This is a genomic window from Devosia sp. P3_B2, from assembly GCF_056402875.1.
On record NZ_JBFUGO010000020.1, the window covers coordinates 20,731 to 36,627 of the forward strand.

The following is a 15,897-nucleotide window of genomic DNA, read 5'->3' on the forward strand; positions in this document are numbered from 1 at the left end:
TGCATCATGCCCGGCGCCAAAGCTGACGCCGTTCCGACTGTGAAGGGTTTTGCGATGTCTGACGAACTTCCCGTCGAGCACGAAGAGGCCGACGGCCGCGGCCGCTACGTGGTCTATCTCCCCGACGGCAGCGAAGCTGAAATGACCTACCAGCGCCGCGATGCCAAGACCATCATCGTCGACCACACGGGCGTGCCGCCACAGCACCGCAACCTCGGCCTTGCGCTGAAGCTGGTCGAGCGCGGAATCGCCGATGCTCGCGCCACCGGCAGCAAGATCGTGCCGGTCTGCTCCTACGTCGTGGCGCAGTTCCGCCGCCATCCGGAATGGGCCGACCTGCAAGCCTGATCCGCGGCATTTTGGCCAAATGCTAACCATGCCGATGCTGCGCACGACAGATTGAGGCAACCCGTGAGCCGCCGGCGTTGTTTCCTCTTCCCCAAAGGAACTGGAAACCATGCGCCTCGCGCTCGCTACCCTCGCTTTCGCCCTCGCCACCGTTCTTGCCAATGCGCAGGAGGTGGCGACGCTGCCGGCTGTGCCGCTCACCGCTGAGGCAGTGAACGCCGCCGACCTCTCGACCATCCCGGTGCAATACGCTCCGCCGGCTGAAGGAGCCACCAAAGTCGAGCGCCAGCCCGATCCCGCCATCATCCGCCTGCAGGTGCTGCTCGATCGCGCCGGCGCCTCGCCGGGGGTCATCGACGGCTTCGACGGCGACAATGTGCGCAAGGCCGTGTTCGCCTTCGAGCTGATGCGCGACCTGCCTCCCGACGGCGCGCTCGATCCCGACATGCTCACAGCGCTCGAAACCGGCGACCCGGTGATCGGCGACTACAAGATCATCGCCGACGACCTCAACGCCATCGGCGAGCCGATTCCCAAGGACTATGCCGAGCAGGCCAAGCGCAAGTTCCTGGGCTACACCTCGATCGCGGAAGAACTGGGCGAGCGCTTCCACATGGATGTGGACCTGCTGAAGGCGCTCAACCCCGGTGCCAGCTTCACCACCGGCGAAACGATCCAGGTCGCCGCATACGGCCCGGACCTCAAGGGCGAGGTGCTGCGCATCGAGGCCGACAAGTCGCTGCGCCAAGTGCGCGCCTATGGCGAGGGCGACCGACTGATCGCTGCCTATCCGGCCACCATCGGTTCCGAGGAAAACCCCTCGCCCACCGGCACCCATGTGGTCGAAGGCGTCGCCCCCATGCCCGAATACACCTACAACCCCAAGGTCAATTTCCAGCAGGGCAAGAACACCGAAGTGCTCACCATCCCGCCCGGTCCCAATGGCCCGGTCGGCTCGATGTGGATCGACCTGAGCGAACCGACCTTCGGCATCCACGGCACCCCCGAGCCGTCGCTGATCGACAAGACCGCCTCGCATGGCTGCGTGCGCCTGACCAACTGGGACGCGAATGAACTCGCCAAAATGGTGAAGCCTGGCGTACCGGTGGCGTTCGTCGGCTGACATGAAAAGGCCGCCCCGAGAGGCGGCCTTCGTACTTACTCGGCGAGGAAGTCCCGCACCGCGAGCAGTTCCTCGCGGCGGATTTCGTGCCCGCCTTCGTGCCAGAACAGCGTCACCTCGGCGCCCTGCTGCTTGAAATAGGTCGAGAGCAGCTCTGCCGAATGCACCGGCGCGATCGGATCGCGGCGGCCCGCGGTGATGATGATCCGCTTGCCCTTCAGCCCCGGCTGCGGCTTGGGCGTGAAGGGGATCAGCGGATGCATCAGCACCGCCACGTCGAACTGCTCCGGCGCCTCGAACAACACCGAGGCAAGGATGTTTGCCCCGTTCGAGTAGCCAAGCCCCAGCACCTCTTTGGCACTGCCCTTGCTCGCCCCGACGAAGCCCGCGAGCTTCTTGGTCGCCCGGGCTAGGTCCGCCATGTCATAGCGGCCCTCGCCAACGCGCTTGAAGTAGCGCAGCGCCCCGCCTTCGGAGACGTCGCCCCGCACACCGATCCGCCGCGCCCCGGGCTTCAGCTCCGCGGCGAGGTCGGTGAACTGATGCTCGTCGCCGCCGGTGCCGTGCAACAGGTAGAAGGCCGGCGCATCCTGGGATGCGCCGGGGATATCCACGTTGACGTAGCTGTCGAGTACTTCGGCCATCATGCCAGTTCCTTGTCCTCGAGCGGCTGCAGCGTCTGCTCCAGCTGGCTCCTCAGGTGTTCATGCTGCGTCGGCAGCTTCAGCGACTCGCCGAGGTGCGCAGTGTCCTCGTCCCGATCGAACCCGGGCTCGTTCGTCGCGATCTCGAACAACACGCCGCCCGGCGTCCGGAAATAGATCGCCCAGAAATAGTCCCGGTCGATCACCGGCGTCACCTGGTAGCCCGTGTCGAGCAGGGCCTTCCGGACCTCGAGCTGCGCCGCCCGGTTCTCCACCGCAAAGGCGATGTGGTGCACCGAACCCGCGCCGAGATCGGCCCGGTTGGCATCGGGCAGCACCTCGATATCGATGGTGTTGGCAGGGTTGCCATCCGGCCGGATCAGCCGGTGGGTGTTCCCCGAGCTCTCGGCGTTCTGGTAGCCCATGAACTTCAGCAGCTCCTCCGTGGCGCCACCGTCGCGGAGCCGCATCGAAGCCGAATGGAAGCCCCGGATCGCATGCTCGGCGTCGACGCCGCTGCCGGTCCACGGCAGCCGGGCGTCGGCCGCGTTCTCTACCAGCGCCAACGCATCGCCTTCCGGAGCCCGGAAGCTCAGGCGCTTCTCGCCAAAGCTTTCGGAGAGCGCGAGATCACCGACGCGGTCCTGTGCCAGCCGCTCCTGCCAGTAGCCGAGCGAGCCCTCGGGCACCGAGAAGACCGTGGTGCCGACTTCGCCGACGCCAGGCCGGCCGCGAGCAATGTGCGGGAACGGGAAGTGCGTCATGACCGTGCCGGGCGTACCGACCTCGTCACCGTAGTAGAGGTGATAGACGTCGGGCGCGTCGAAGTTGACGGTCTGCTTCACCCGGCGCAGGCCGAGCGTCTTGGAGAAGAAATGGTTGTTCTCGGCCGCATCGCGCGCCATCGACGTAACGTGGTGCAGGCCCTTGATCTGGGTGATCATCGCTAACCTCCATGCGTCGGCCCCTGCCGATCGCTGTCTTTGTTCCGGCCCTTGCCGGTCGCTTCGGCACTAGAAATAGGCGACCGGCATTCCCTCGAATAGCGCACCGCCTACGCAAGGGATTGTTTGATCTGATCGAACAATCCCACCTTGCACCGAGTTAACTTGACCGCTGCTGCCTCGCCCAGCCAAATCTTGACTATGAACGTCATAAATAGATCGCTCGAGCGCATCCGGCTCGAAACCCGCATCCGCATCCTCGACGTCGCCTCGGTCGTCGACATCACCCCGCACATGCGCCGTATCCGGCTCACCGGACCCGAACTGGAAGGTTTCCAGTCCCCGGGTCACGCCGACCACGTCAAGGTGTTCCTGCCCTCGGACGGCAAGCCGCTGCCGCGCCCTGAGCGCCATCCCGACGGGCTCGCCTGGCCTGACGAGGTGTCGAAGCCGTTCCTCCGCGATTACACCCCGCGCTACTTCGATCCGGTGGCCCTGACCCTCGACCTCGATTTCGTGCTGCACGGCGACGGCCCCGCCTCCGAATGGGCCGCGCAGGCGAAACCCGGCGACCAATTGATGATCGGCGGCCCGCGCGGGACCATCCGCATCCCCGAAACCTTCGACTGGTACTTCATCGCCGGCGACGAAACGGCGCTCCCCGCCATCGGCCGCCGCATCGAGGAACTGCCGGCGGATAAGCCGGCGATCGCCATCATCGAGGTCCCGGAAGCGGCCGACGAACAGCGCTTCGAAACCAGTTCACCGGTCCAAATCCACTGGATCCACCGCAATGGCCGCGAGGCCGGCGCCGAAAACCTGATCCTGCCTGCGGTCACCGAGATCGGCTTCCCCGCGGACGAAGGCTTCGCCTTCGTCGCCGGCGAAGCGCAGATGGCCAAGTCGCTCCGCCACCATCTCGTCGCCCGCGGCTTCAACAACGACTACATCCGCGCCGCAGGCTATTGGCTAAGGGGCGAAGCCGGGGACTGACTGGCTACTGCTTGATGGTCAGCCTGCCGGGGTTTCGCAGTTGCGGCCGGGTGCTTGATGACGGCGTGTCGAGCACGCAGTTGGCCATCGCCGTCTGGTAGGCGCGCATCACGCGAACCTTGCACTCGCCATAGAGCACCGATGTGAGTGGGTAGATCGCACAACCCGCATCATCGATGTTGAACTGTATCAGCGCCTTTTGCAGGCAATCGGACTTTGCTGCGTCGTCCTTGGGAGCGGCAAGAGAGGTGCCGACGACAAGCGCGCCGACGAAAAATGCAAGGCTACGGACAAGATGGAGTCGAGTGGGAGAGCGCATCTGGACCTCCTCCTGGATCGGCCTCGACGCTGCCACACGCGAGCTTAACTCAGGCTGAGCCCGCTGTCTCCGTTCCGTTCATCTCCCGACGCTACGCCAGCTCGCGAAACTTCAGCGTCTCCACCGTCGGCCCGCTCGGCTTGTACTCGAGCCCGATCAGCCCGTCATAGCCCTGCGCCACCAGCCACTCGAGCCGCTCAGCATAATCCATGCGGCCGCTACCCGGCTCGCCGCGGCCCGGGGTATCGGCGAGATGCACATGCACCACCCGGTCGAGCCGCCCGCTGAGCACTTCGATCTCTTCGCCCATCACCGCCGCGTGGTAGATATCGTAGAGCAGCTTGATCTCAGGCCGCGCCACCTCGTCGACGATATCGAGCCCCTCCTCGGTCGAGGTGAGGTAGTAGCCCGGATGGTCCACCCGGTCGTTGAGCGGCTCCAGCGCCAGCACCACGCCCGAACCTTCGAGCAGCTTCGCCGCTTCCTTGAGCACCTTGACAATCGCCGCATGCTGCGCCGCGCGCGCCACGCCCGGCTGGTTGTCGCCGGCCTGTGCAATGATCACCCTGGCCCCAAGTTGCAGCGCCGCCGCCAGCGAAGTGCGCACCCCCTCGAGGAACCACTGGTGCGATTCCGGATTGGTCAGCGGCGCGATCGGCTCGCACAGAATTCCCGCCAGCGTCAGTCCGGTTTCGTCGAGCGCCAACTTGATGGCATCGCAGTCCTTGTTGGAGAAACGCCAGAACTCGACGGCGTCGAGCCCCGCGGCCTTGGCCGCACGGACCCGGTTGGCAACGTCAGGCTCTTCGGTGGCGAACAGCCACTCGATGCAGGCGGAATAACGCATGAGACCTCAGAAAATAGTTCGTCGGCTAGACGGTAACTTTGTGGGAGACCCGGCCCTTGTCGCCGAAGATCCTGATGTAGCGGCGAATCTCCGCCGCGTCGCCGGTGGCCTTCTCGGGATTGTCCGAGAGCTTCACGGCTGGATGGCCATCGGCCTCGCTGACCTTGCACACCAGCGAGATCGGCTCAAGCTGCGGATTAGGCCACGGCGAGCAACCTGAGAAATCGTTGGTGAGGTTGGTGCCCCAGCCAAAGGCCATGCGCACCCGTCCATGGAAGTGACGATAGGCCTCTTCGATCATGTCGACATCGAGCCCATCGGAGAAGATCAGCAGCTTGTCGCGAGGGTCGCGCCCGCGCGCCTTCCACCACTCGATGATCTTCTCGCCGCCCTCGATCGCGGGAGCGCTGTCCGGTCGGAAGCCGGTCCAGTCGGCCACCCAGTCCGGCGCATCGCGAAGGAACGCGTCGGTGCCAAATGCATCGGGCAGGACGATCTTGAGATTGCCGCCGTAATAGCTCTCCCAGTCCTGCAGCACCTGGTACGGCGCCTCTTTCAGCGCCTCTTCGTTCGGCGCGATCGCCGCCAGCACCATCGGCAGCTCATGCGCATTGGTGCCCAGCGCTTCGAGATCGTTGTCCATCGCCAGCAGCACGTTCGAGGTGCCGGTGAACACCTCGAGCCCCAGCCCTTCCTTCAGCGCCTCGACGCACCAGCGCTGCCACAGGAACGAATGCCGACGCCGGGTGCCGAAATCCGAGATGCGAAGCTCCGGCAGCTTCTTCAGCCGCTCCACCTTCTCCCACATCTTGGCCTTGGCTCGCGCATAGACCACGTCGAGCGCAAACGGCCCATAAGCCTTCAGCGCCGCGCGGCTGCGCAGCTCGTTGATGATGGCGAGCGCCGGGATCTCCCACATCGTGGTCTCTACCCACTTGCCGTGGAAGGTCAGCTCATACTGCCCATCGCGCTTTTCGAGGTGGTAGTCCGGCAGCCGGAACCCGGCGAGCCAACGCAGGAACTCCGGCGAGAAAATCTGCTTGGAGCCATAAAAACTGTTACCCGCCAGCCAGATCATTTCCTTCTTGCCGAAGCGGAGCGTCCGCGCATGGTCGAGCTGCGCCCGCAGCTCGCCCTCGTCGATATCGTCGGCGAGGCGGACCGAGGTCTTGCGGTTGATCAGCGAGAAAGTGGCGTCGACCTTGGGGTAAAGCCCCCAGATCATCTGCAGCATCAATAGCTTATAGAAGTCCGTATCGAGCAGGCTGCGCACGATCGGATCGAGCTTCCAGGTATGATTGTAGACCCGCCGGGCAATATCCGTCTTCGGCATCAGGCTTCCCTTCACTCGTCCGACACCTCTAGGCGGATCGCGCGAAAAAGAAAAGAGCGCTATATCGCCAAGTGACGATGGACGCGCCAAAACGCTTCCTTCACCACCGGCGCGGTACTGAGAGTGGATGGCGGCTGCGCGCCAGGCTAGGTGGATTGCCGGTAACCGAATGAGCGCAACGGGGGAAGCAGAGCTTCACGAGCCGGCGCGCCTGCGCCCGGCGAACGTCGCTGCGAGCCTCGAAACGCCGGCCATCGTCCCCGCCATCCTCATCGGCATCATCGCGTTCGTCATCGTGCGCGGCATCGCCCCGCTCGATCCCACCAACATCCTCTGGCTCGATGAGCGTGATCGCGCCATGCACACGCTCGGCTGGTGGTGGTTCTCCATGGCGCCTTGGGGCTGGCCACCCGGCGCCAGTCCGCTCAATGGGCTCGAACTCGCCAACAGCGTCGGACTGTCCGATTCCCTGCCGCTCTTTGCCTTCCCGTTCAAGCTGATCGCCAACTGGCTACCTGTGCGCTTCCAGTACTGGGGCTATTGGGAGCTGCTCTGCTTCGTCCTGCAGTCGCTGTTCGCCGTGTTGATCGCCCATCAGCTGAAGCTCAGCCGTCCGATGGCATTGATCGCCGCGATGTTCTGCGTGTTCCAGCCGGCCTTCCTGATGCGGCTCGACGTGCATATGGCGCTGGCCGGCCACTGGACCATCCTCGCCGCCGTCTGGCTCTACCTCCGCCGCCCCATGCCGCTCTGGGCCTGGCCGCTGCTGCTGGCGACCGTATCGGCCATTCACGGCTACCTGCTGGTGATGGTGTTCGCCATCTGGGGCGCTTCGCTCGCGGCACGGCTGTGGCGCGGCGAGTTGCGATCGCTGGCCACCGTTGCCGAGCTGTTGTTCGCCGGCCTCGGCATCGCCGTCGTGCTCTGGGCCGCCGGCATCTTCACCGTCGGCTCGATGGAGAGTTACGGTTTCGGCCTCTTCCGCATGAACCTGCTCGGCCCGGTCAACCCCGCCTTCTTCCAGTTCATCGTCCCCGGCGTGCCCATCAACCGCTTCGAATGGGAGGGCGTGAACTATGTCGGGCTCGGCATTTTCGCCCTCATCGCCGTGGTCGCCGTCACCTTCCGCCCGGCCAATCTCGCGCCGCTGTTCGGGCCGCGCTTCCTGCCGCTGGTGTTGGTCGCGGTCGGCCTCGCGATCTTCTCGCTGAGCCACCGCGTCGCCTTCGGCAGCATCGAGCTGTTCGAGTTGCCGCTGCCGGCGCAGCTCGAAAAATTCCTCACCACCTTCCGTAGTTCTGGCCGCATGTTCTGGCCGCTCGGCTACCTGCTGGTCTTCGCGCTCCTGACCCTGCTGTCGCGCCAGCTGCGCAGCACTCCAGCGCTGATCGTCGCCTGCCTGGCGCTGGCGCTGCAACTGACTGACCTGCAACTGGGTATCCGGGCGCTCAAAGTCGGGCCCGATCGCACCGGCACAACCTGGCGCACCATGCTCACCTCGCCCGCCTGGGAGGCGCTCGCGCCGCACTACCAGCGTGTCCGCGCCATCCCGGTGGAGAACGAGGGCACCAACTGGCGCGAGCTCAGCTGGTTCGCCGTGACCCATGAGCTGCCCACCGACGCAGTCTATCTCGGGCGCATCGATCCCACTGCCCTGGCCAACGCTGCAGCGGTCGGCGAGGCGGCGCTGCGCGATGGCAGCTTCGATCGCGGGGCGATCTATGGCCTCAACAGCCGTGCCGCTCGCCGCGTGCTCCAGCATCTCGGACCGGGCGATATCCTCGCCCCCGTCGACGGCCTGATCCTCTTCGCCCCCGGGGGCAAGCCGATCCTCGACGCCGCCGGCATCAAGCTTTCGCCTTTCGTCGCAGTGCGCCGCTAAAGCCGAACAATCCCCTTGCGGGCAAAAGCCCATTGCGTGAGTATCCGCCCGTTTCGGACAGGATTTTCCGGCCATGGCGCCACGACAGGACACTTCGGGCAACCGGCTCGACGACGCTGCCCGCGCCGGCTGGCTCTACTACGTTGCCGGCAACAACCAGGAAGAGATCGCCAAAAAGCTCGGTGTGTCGCGCCAGACCGCCCAGCGCCTCGTTTCGCTGTCGATCTCGGAGGGCCTGATCAAGGTCCGCCTCGATCACCCGATCGGCCGCTGCATGGAGCTCGCCGAAAAGCTCCGCACCCGCTACGCGCTGGATCTCGTCGAAGTCGTCCCCTCCGATCCGGGTTCCACCTCCACCGTGCTCGGCCTCGCCCAGGCGGCCGCCGCCGAAATCGAGCGCCGGCTGAAGGGTGACAAGCCGATCGTCCTCGGGCTGGGCACCGGGCGCACGCTGAAGGCCGCGATCGACCAGCTGTCGCCCATCGAGGCGCCGCAGCACAAGATCGTCTCGCTCACCGGCAACATCGCGCCTGATGGCTCGGCCGCCTTCTACAACGTCATCTTCTCGATGGCCGACGCGGTGAAGGCCCGCAGCTTCCCCATGCCGCTGCCGGTCATCGCCTCGTCGGCGGCGGAGCGCGAGGCGCTGCATAGCCAACCCATGGTCCGCGATACCCTGTCATTGGCCGCTCAGGCCGACGTGACCTTTCTCGGGCTGGGCGACCTCGGCCCGGACGCGCCGCTCTATCTCGATGGCTTCATCTCCGAGCCGGAGCTGAAGGCGTTGCAGAAGGCCGGCGCCATCGCCGAGATCCTGGGCTGGGCCTTCGACGCCAACGGCAAGCTGATCGATGGGCTGACCAATGACCGGGTGGCCAGCGCCCCCCTGCCCTCGCGAGAGTCGTCGCTGGTCGTGGCAATCGCCATGGGCAAGCAAAAATTGCCCGGCATCCGCGCCGCGCTCAACCGCCGGTTGGTAAACGGTTTGCTTACAGACGAAGCCACGGCTGAAGGCCTGCTGGCCTAACCCTAACCCCCTGAATTCATAGCGATACCGCCAAAGCACCCTCACAGGACGCGCTGTCGCGCCGCCCTGTGGATAAATCAACCGCTTGACTTTATCGACCGAAGTATGAGTATTTGCCCATCACCGATACAAATGCTCGTATCGGAAAGGGAGGATATCGATGAAACTGCTACCGCTTCTCGCGGGCGCCATGCTTGTTGCGCTTGCCGGCTCGGCTTCCGCCGAAACCATCACCATCGCCACGGTGAACAATGGCGACATGATCCGCATGCAGAAGCTGACGGACGATTTCACGGCCAAGAACCCCGACATCCAGCTCGAGTGGGTTACCCTCGAGGAGAACGCGCTGCGCCAGAAGGTCACCACCGACATCGCCACCAAGGGCGGCCAGTACGACGTCGTGACCATTGGCACCTACGAAGTTCCGATCTGGGCCAAGCAGGGCTGGCTGGTACCGCTGGACAATCTCGGCACCGACTACGACGTCGATGACCTGCTCCCCGCCATCCGTGGCGGCCTGTCGCTGGACGGCAAGCTTTATGCCGCGCCGTTCTACGGCGAGAGCTCGATGGTCATGTATCGCAAAGACCTGATGGAGAAGGCCGGGCTTACCATGCCCGACGCCCCCACCTGGGACTTCATCAAGGAAGCCGCCGACAAGATGACCGACCGCGCCGCCGGCATCAACGGCATCTGCCTCCGCGGCAAGGCCGGCTGGGGCGAGAACATGGCGTTCCTCACCGCTATGTCGAACTCCTTCGGCGCCCGCTGGTTCGATGAGAACTGGAAGCCGCAGTTCGACCAGCCCGAGTGGAAGGACACCCTGCAGTTCTACGTCGACCTGATGAAGGCCGATGGCCCGCAGGGCGCTTCGTCCAACGGCTTCAACGAGAACCTGGCGCTGTTCCAGCAGGGCAAGTGCGGCATGTGGATCGACGCCACCGTCGCCGCCTCGTTCGTTACCGGCAAGGACTCGACCGTTGCCGACAAGGTCGGCTTCGCGCTCGCTCCCGACAAGGGCCTCGGCAAGCGCGGCAACTGGCTCTGGGCTTGGTCGCTCGGCATTCCCGCCGGCACCCAGAAGGCGGAAGCCGCCCAGAAGTTCGTCGCCTGGGCAACCTCGAAGGGCTATCTCGATCTGGTTGCCAGCAAGGAAGGCTGGGCCAACGTGCCGCCGGGCACGCGCAGCTCGCTCTACGCCAACCCCGAGTACCAGGCTGCCGCCCCCTTCGCCAAGATGACGCTCGACTCGATCAATGCCGCCGATCCGACCAAGCCGACCGTCAAGCCGGTCCCCTATGTCGGCGTGCAGTTCGTCGCCATCCCCGAGTTCCAGGGCATCGGCACCACCGTCGGCCAGCTGTTCTCGGCGGCGCTCGCCGGCCAGTCCAGCGTCGACGATGCGCTGAAGCAGGCCCAGGACGTTACGACCCGCGAAATGACCAAGGGCGGGTACATCAAGTAGCCTCCCGAGGCGACTTGGGGCCGCCGGCCAGTCCTCTAGCTGCCGGCGGTCTACTTTCTACCTCACGCACCGCGTCATCCCCGCGAAGGCGGGGACCCGGTGGGATGTAGCAGCCTCCACTCGTGTTGCAGCATCCCACCAGGTTCCCGCCTTCGCGGGAATGACACCAGTTGAAGAGCATTCGAACCACAACGGCCCGGGCATCCCGGGCCTGAGATTGAACCGGCGTTAAGGGGAGAGAACGCCAATGGCCACGCGACAGTCGCGCACGCTTGCGCGCATCATGATGGCGCCTTCGGTCCTTGTCCTGCTTGTCTGGATGATCGTGCCGCTGGTGCTCACGCTCTGGTTCAGTTTCCAGAACTACAACCTGCTGAACCCGATCACGAGCTTCGCCGGCTGGACCAACTACTACTACTTCCTCACCGACCCGGCGTTCCTCCAGGCCATCGGCAACACCCTGATCCTGGTGATCGGCGTCCTCGCCATCACGGTCATCGGCGGCATCTTCCTGGCGCTGCTGCTCGATCAGCCGATGTTCGGCCAGGGGATCGTCCGCATCCTCGTCATCTCGCCGTTCTTCGTCATGCCGCCAGTCGCCGCGCTGGTCTGGAAGAACATGCTGATGAACCCGGAATACGGCCTCTTCGCCGATATCGCCCGGGCCTTCGGCCAGCAGCCGGTCGATTGGTTCGCCCAGTTCCCGCTGTTCGCCATCATCATCATCGTCGCCTGGCAGTGGCTGCCCTTCGCGACGCTGATCCTCCTCACCGCGCTGCAATCGCTCAGCGAGGAGCAGAAGGAAGCCGCCGAGATGGACGGCGCCAACGCAATCCGGCGCTTCATCTACATCATCCTGCCGCACATGGCCCGGGCGATCACCGTGGTGATCCTGATCCAGACCATCTTCCTCCTCGCGGTGTTCGCCGAAGTGCTGGTCACCACCAATGGCGGGCCCGGCTACAACTCCACCAACCTCGCTTTCCTCGTCTACCGCACCGCGCTCCTCAGCTTCGATGTGGGCGGCGCCTCCGCCGGCGGCGTCATCGCCGTCATCCTCGCCAACATCGTCGCCATCTTCCTGATGCGCGCCGTCGGCAAGAACCTGGACGCTTGAGGAGCTCGAGATGGCACGCGAAGTTACCATGCAACGGAAGCTCACCTTCACCGCCCTCGCCTGGCTGGTGGCCTTCCTCCTGTTCTTTCCGATCCTGTGGACCATCCTCACCAGCTTCAAGACCGAGGCCGAGGCCATCGCCTCGCCGCCGACCATCATCCCCACCTGGACGCTGGAGAATTATTTCGAGGTGCAGTCGCGCTCGGACTACTTCCGGCACTTCTTCAACTCGGTCTGGATCTCGGTCGGCTCCACCCTGATCGCGCTGCTCATCGCCATCCCCGCCGCCTGGGCCATGGCCTTCACTCCCACGCCCAAGACCAAGGACGTGCTGATGTGGATGCTGTCGACCAAGATGATGCCGGCGGTCGGCGTGCTGGTGCCGATGTACCTGATCTTCCGCGATCTCGGGCTGCTCGACACGGTCTGGGGGCTGACCACGGTGCTGACCCTGATCAACCTGCCGATCGTCATCTGGATGCTCTACACCTACTTCAAGGAGATCCCGGTCGATATCCTCGAGGCCGCCCGCATGGATGGCGCCATCCTCTGGAAAGAGCTGGTCTACATCCTCGTGCCGATGGCCGTTCCCGGCATCGCCTCGACCCTGTTGCTCAACATCATTCTCGCCTGGAACGAAGCGTTCTGGACCATCAACCTGACGGCGTCCAAGGCCGCGCCCTTGACCGCCTTCATCTCGTCCTTCTCGAGCCCCGAGGGGCTGTTCTGGGCCAAGCTGAGTGCAGCTTCGACCCTCGCCATCGCGCCGATCCTGGTTCTGGGCTGGATCAGCCAGAAGCAGCTGGTGCGCGGTCTCACCTTCGGCGCCGTGAAATAGGGGATTTCAAATGGGCTCGATCACTCTCGAACACGTCAACAAGACCTTCGGTGGCCACCAGGTGATCCCCGATGTCTCGCTGGAGATTGAAGACGGCGCCTTCGTCGTCTTCGTCGGGCCCTCGGGGTGCGGCAAATCTACTCTCCTCAGATTGATTGCCGGCCTCGAGGACACGACCGGCGGCCTGATCAAGCTCGATGGCGTAGACGTCACCGACAAGGGTCCGGCGCATCGCGGCCTCGCCATGGTGTTCCAGTCCTACGCGCTCTACCCGCACATGACGGTGCGCCAGAACATCAACTTCCCGCTCAAGATGGCCAACATCGACAAGGCCGTCGCCGACAAGAAGGTCGATGACGCGGCGCGCGTCCTCAACCTCACCGACTACCTCGACCGCAAGCCCCGCGCCCTCTCCGGCGGCCAGCGCCAGCGCGTCGCCATCGGCCGCGCCATCGTGCGTGAGCCCAAGGCGTTCCTGTTCGACGAGCCGCTTTCGAACCTCGACGCGGCCCTGCGCGTCAACATGCGGCTCGAGATCACCGAGCTGCACCAGCAGCTCAAGACCACCATGGTCTACGTCACCCACGACCAGGTCGAAGCCATGACCATGGCCGACAAGATCGTGGTGCTGAACGCCGGCCGGGTCGAGCAGTACGGCACGCCGATGGACCTCTACAAACGCCCGGCCAACAAGTTCGTCGCCGGCTTTATCGGCTCGCCCAAGATGAACTTCTTCGAGGGTGCAGCCGCCAGCAAATACGGCGCCGCCTCGATCGGCGTCCGCCCCGAGCACCTCCGGATTTCCAAGGAGTCCGGCGATTGGGCCGGCCATGTAGGGGTTGCCGAACACCTGGGCTCGGATACCTTCCTCCACGTGCATGTGGATGGCGCCGGCCTCCAGACCGTTCGCACCGAGGGCGACACCAGCTTCTCGCACGGCGATCCGGTCTGGCTCACCCCCGACCCCGAACGCATCTATCGCTTCGACCACTCCGGTCTGGCGCTGCGCTGAATACTGTCCGGGCCGCATCTCAAAGGGGTGCGGCCTCATCTTGACGAGGTTGCCATGCCGATCGAACTCGCCGCCGACCAGTTGCCCGAGATTTCCGAGCTCGCCGCAGTTCCGCATTACCGGCAGTCCGACCTCAAGGCGGGGATCCTGCATTTTGGCGTCGGCAATTTCCACCGCGCCCACCAGGCGGTCTATCTCGATGCACTGTTCAACCTCGGCCTCGACCACGACTGGGCCCTCGTCGGCGCTGGTGTGCGTGACGCCGACGCGGCGATGCGCTCGACCCTCGAAGCGCAGAACTGGCTGACCAGCGTCGTCGAGCAGGAGGCGCATGAAAGCCACGTACGCGTCACCGCCCCGATGGTGGATTTCCTGAAGCCCGGCGACACCAATACCATCATCGCCAGGCTCACCGACCCGGCGATCCGCATCGTCTCGCTCACCATCACCGAGGGCGGTTACTACATCGATCCGGCGAGCCAGCGCTTCGACCCAACGCACCCCGATATCCGCAACGACGCCGAGCATTTCGACACCCCGCGCACCGTCTTCGGCCTGATCCTCGCCGGCCTGAAGCGCCGCCGCGACGCTGGCGTTGCCCCGTTCACCGTGATGAGCTGCGACAACATCCCGGGCAACGGTCACGTCGCGCAGAACGCCGTCGTCGGGCTGGCAAGGCTGGTCGACTCCGAGCTGGCGCAATGGGTCGAGAAGGCAGTCGCCTTCCCCAACGGTATGGTCGATCGAATCACCCCCGCCACCGGCGCCCGCGAGAAGAAGCTGATCGCCGACGAGTTCGGCATAGCGGATCGCTGGCCGGTGTTCTGCGAAGCCTTCAAGCAATGGGTGCTGGAGGACAACTTCCCGCTCGGCCGCCCGGCGCTCGAAAAAGTCGGCGTACAGTTCGTCAAGGATGTCGCGCCGTTCGAGCTGATGAAGATCCGCATCCTCAATGGCGGCCACGCCACCATCGCCTATCCGGGCGGGCTGATGGACATCCACTTCGTCCACGAGGCGATGGAAGAGCCGCTGATCCGCGAGTTCCTCGAAAAGGTCGAGCGCGACGAGATCATCCCCATCGTCCCGCCGGTCCCCGACACCAACCTCAACGACTATTACAAGCTGATCGACCGGCGCTTCTCCAACCCCAAGATCGGCGACACCATCCAGCGCCTCTGCCTCGATGGCAGCAATCGCCAGCCCAAGTTCATCCTCCCTTCGGTCACCGATCGTCTCGCCCAAGGCAAATCCATCACCGGCCTCGCCCTCGTCTCGGCCCTCTGGGCCCGCTACTGCTACGGCGAAACCGACAGCGGCAAGCCAATCCCGCCCAACGACCCCAACTGGGACCGCCTCACCGCCCTTGCCAAACAAGCGAAGACCGACCCCAAGGCCTGGCTGTCGATGACCGATATCTTCGGCGACCTCGCCACCGACCCGGTCTACGTCGCCGCCTTCACCCACGCGCTGTCGACGCTGTGGAAGGTGGGAACGCGGGAGACGCTGAAGCGCTATCTGGCGGGGACTCTGTAGCCGCAGGAGCGCTCCACCCACCGGCCGTCATCCCGATCTTGGCTCCACCAGCCGACACCCCTCCGACGGGGCGATGGGTGAGGGTGCGGAGCCACGATGCCGAGATTGCCTCGCGCTGCATCGGCATCCTTCTCGAGCTGTCCCAACCCACCGGCCGTCATCCCGGCGAAAGCCGGGACCCACTGCTCAGGCAGTCGGTCTGGGCACCGGCCGTGCCGGTCCATCACGGCAGGGTCGGAGGGCTAAGAGCGAGTGCATGACCCAGTGCACTGGGTCCCGGCTTTCGCCGGGATGACGGCTTGTGCGAGTGGAAAGAGCGAACAAAGCGAAAGAACTTATCCCCCCACTCCTACACCATGCGATTCTGCCCCCGTCACCCACACGGGCGCGGTCGCGTACGGACGGTCGGTGGGGCGACTTCGGTGCTGGGGGAGCCGTCCCCTGGCGGCCGCGGCTATGGGCACCCGTCCAC

15 protein-coding genes are annotated in these 15,897 nt (G+C 64.9%); 10 read left to right on the forward strand and 5 right to left on the reverse strand.

What is annotated here, in order from left to right:
* The first annotated feature begins 54 nt into the window (after window positions 1–54).
* On the forward strand, window positions 55–348 hold the full coding sequence (locus tag AC1DV8_RS22140) for a GNAT family N-acetyltransferase (protein ID WP_477149987.1): 294 nt from the start codon (window positions 55–57) through the stop codon (window positions 346–348).
* 109 nt (window positions 349–457) lie between these two features.
* Window positions 458–1,471 (forward strand): L,D-transpeptidase family protein, encoded by a 1,014-nt coding sequence (locus AC1DV8_RS22145; protein WP_477149988.1) that lies wholly within the window; start codon window positions 458–460, stop codon window positions 1,469–1,471.
* A 35-nt stretch (window positions 1,472–1,506) separates the two neighbouring features.
* Here AC1DV8_RS22145 and AC1DV8_RS22150 read toward each other — a convergent pair whose 3' ends face one another.
* Together AC1DV8_RS22150 and AC1DV8_RS22155 are read right to left on the reverse strand one after the other, a co-directional pair.
* Complete coding sequence (locus AC1DV8_RS22150; protein ID WP_477158951.1) at window positions 1,507–2,115, reverse strand: alpha/beta hydrolase; 609 nt, start codon at window positions 2,113–2,115, stop codon at window positions 1,507–1,509.
* The gene (locus AC1DV8_RS22155) at window positions 2,115–3,059 is read right to left on the reverse strand and encodes a VOC family protein (protein ID WP_477158952.1); all 945 of its coding nucleotides are present in this window, start codon (window positions 3,057–3,059) and stop codon (window positions 2,115–2,117) included. The genes AC1DV8_RS22150 and AC1DV8_RS22155 overlap by 1 nt, the downstream gene beginning before the upstream one ends.
* Window positions 3,060–3,260: 201 nt before the next feature.
* On the opposite strand from AC1DV8_RS22155, the gene AC1DV8_RS22160 reads away from it, so the two are divergent.
* Complete coding sequence (locus AC1DV8_RS22160) at window positions 3,261–4,052, forward strand: siderophore-interacting protein (RefSeq protein WP_477158953.1); 792 nt, start codon at window positions 3,261–3,263, stop codon at window positions 4,050–4,052.
* A 4-nt stretch (window positions 4,053–4,056) separates the two neighbouring features.
* Here the strand turns inward: AC1DV8_RS22160 and AC1DV8_RS22165 are convergent, their stop codons facing one another.
* From AC1DV8_RS22165 to pncB, 3 genes are all read right to left on the reverse strand, one after another.
* A complete protein-coding gene (locus tag AC1DV8_RS22165) occupies window positions 4,057–4,371 on the reverse strand; it encodes a hypothetical protein (protein WP_477158954.1) in 315 nt (104 codons plus the stop codon).
* Window positions 4,372–4,462: 91 nt separating this feature from the next.
* Window positions 4,463–5,218: a hydroxypyruvate isomerase family protein gene (locus AC1DV8_RS22170; protein WP_477158955.1), complete on the reverse strand. Its 756-nt coding sequence runs from the start codon at window positions 5,216–5,218 to the stop codon at window positions 4,463–4,465.
* Between the two features lie 25 nt (window positions 5,219–5,243).
* The gene (gene pncB / locus AC1DV8_RS22175; RefSeq protein ID WP_477158956.1) at window positions 5,244–6,551 is read right to left on the reverse strand and encodes a nicotinate phosphoribosyltransferase; all 1,308 of its coding nucleotides are present in this window, start codon (window positions 6,549–6,551) and stop codon (window positions 5,244–5,246) included.
* 169 nt (window positions 6,552–6,720) lie between these two features.
* Between pncB and AC1DV8_RS22180 the strand changes: the two genes are divergently transcribed.
* The 7 genes from AC1DV8_RS22180 to AC1DV8_RS22210 all read left to right on the forward strand — a co-directional run bounded on the left by AC1DV8_RS22180 (window position 6,721) and on the right by AC1DV8_RS22210 (window position 15,425).
* Complete coding sequence (locus AC1DV8_RS22180) at window positions 6,721–8,433, forward strand: DUF6311 domain-containing protein (protein ID WP_477158957.1); 1,713 nt, start codon at window positions 6,721–6,723, stop codon at window positions 8,431–8,433.
* A 73-nt stretch (window positions 8,434–8,506) separates the two neighbouring features.
* Entirely contained in the window at window positions 8,507–9,460 is a 954-nt protein-coding gene (locus AC1DV8_RS22185) for a sugar-binding transcriptional regulator (protein ID WP_477149996.1), read from the forward strand.
* Between the two features lie 160 nt (window positions 9,461–9,620).
* Window positions 9,621–10,925, forward strand: coding sequence for an ABC transporter substrate-binding protein (locus tag AC1DV8_RS22190; protein ID WP_477149997.1), 1,305 nt, complete (start codon window positions 9,621–9,623; stop codon window positions 10,923–10,925).
* Between the two features lie 247 nt (window positions 10,926–11,172).
* The gene (locus AC1DV8_RS22195) at window positions 11,173–12,042 is read left to right on the forward strand and encodes a carbohydrate ABC transporter permease (protein WP_477158958.1); all 870 of its coding nucleotides are present in this window, start codon (window positions 11,173–11,175) and stop codon (window positions 12,040–12,042) included.
* Window positions 12,043–12,052: 10 nt separating this feature from the next.
* Window positions 12,053–12,880, forward strand: a complete 828-nt coding sequence (locus AC1DV8_RS22200) for a carbohydrate ABC transporter permease (protein ID WP_477149999.1) — start codon at window positions 12,053–12,055, stop codon at window positions 12,878–12,880.
* A 10-nt stretch (window positions 12,881–12,890) separates the two neighbouring features.
* On the forward strand, window positions 12,891–13,892 hold the full coding sequence (locus tag AC1DV8_RS22205) for an ABC transporter ATP-binding protein (RefSeq protein ID WP_477158959.1): 1,002 nt from the start codon (window positions 12,891–12,893) through the stop codon (window positions 13,890–13,892).
* 54 nt (window positions 13,893–13,946) lie between these two features.
* Window positions 13,947–15,425, forward strand: a complete 1,479-nt coding sequence (locus AC1DV8_RS22210) for a mannitol dehydrogenase family protein (RefSeq protein ID WP_477158960.1) — start codon at window positions 13,947–13,949, stop codon at window positions 15,423–15,425.
* Window positions 15,426–15,897 lie beyond the last annotated feature (472 nt).

Bases quoted from the DNA above. Each gene is read 5' to 3' on its own strand.
- AC1DV8_RS22140 (WP_477149987.1), top strand. From the start codon at position 55: ATGTCTGACGAACTTCCCGTCGAGCACGAAGAGGCCGACGGCCGCGGC.
- AC1DV8_RS22145 (WP_477149988.1), top strand. From the start codon at position 458: ATGCGCCTCGCGCTCGCTACCCTCGCTTTCGCCCTCGCCACCGTTCTT.
- AC1DV8_RS22150 (WP_477158951.1), bottom strand. From the start codon at position 2,115: ATGGCCGAAGTACTCGACAGCTACGTCAACGTGGATATCCCCGGCGCA.
- AC1DV8_RS22155 (WP_477158952.1), bottom strand. From the start codon at position 3,059: ATGATCACCCAGATCAAGGGCCTGCACCACGTTACGTCGATGGCGCGC.
- AC1DV8_RS22160 (WP_477158953.1), top strand. From the start codon at position 3,261: ATGAACGTCATAAATAGATCGCTCGAGCGCATCCGGCTCGAAACCCGC.
- AC1DV8_RS22165 (WP_477158954.1), bottom strand. From the start codon at position 4,371: ATGCGCTCTCCCACTCGACTCCATCTTGTCCGTAGCCTTGCATTTTTC.
- AC1DV8_RS22170 (WP_477158955.1), bottom strand. From the start codon at position 5,218: ATGCGTTATTCCGCCTGCATCGAGTGGCTGTTCGCCACCGAAGAGCCT.
- pncB (WP_477158956.1), bottom strand. From the start codon at position 6,551: ATGCCGAAGACGGATATTGCCCGGCGGGTCTACAATCATACCTGGAAG.
- AC1DV8_RS22180 (WP_477158957.1), top strand. From the start codon at position 6,721: ATGAGCGCAACGGGGGAAGCAGAGCTTCACGAGCCGGCGCGCCTGCGC.
- AC1DV8_RS22185 (WP_477149996.1), top strand. From the start codon at position 8,507: ATGGCGCCACGACAGGACACTTCGGGCAACCGGCTCGACGACGCTGCC.
- AC1DV8_RS22190 (WP_477149997.1), top strand. From the start codon at position 9,621: ATGAAACTGCTACCGCTTCTCGCGGGCGCCATGCTTGTTGCGCTTGCC.
- AC1DV8_RS22195 (WP_477158958.1), top strand. From the start codon at position 11,173: ATGGCCACGCGACAGTCGCGCACGCTTGCGCGCATCATGATGGCGCCT.
- AC1DV8_RS22200 (WP_477149999.1), top strand. From the start codon at position 12,053: ATGGCACGCGAAGTTACCATGCAACGGAAGCTCACCTTCACCGCCCTC.
- AC1DV8_RS22205 (WP_477158959.1), top strand. From the start codon at position 12,891: ATGGGCTCGATCACTCTCGAACACGTCAACAAGACCTTCGGTGGCCAC.
- AC1DV8_RS22210 (WP_477158960.1), top strand. From the start codon at position 13,947: ATGCCGATCGAACTCGCCGCCGACCAGTTGCCCGAGATTTCCGAGCTC.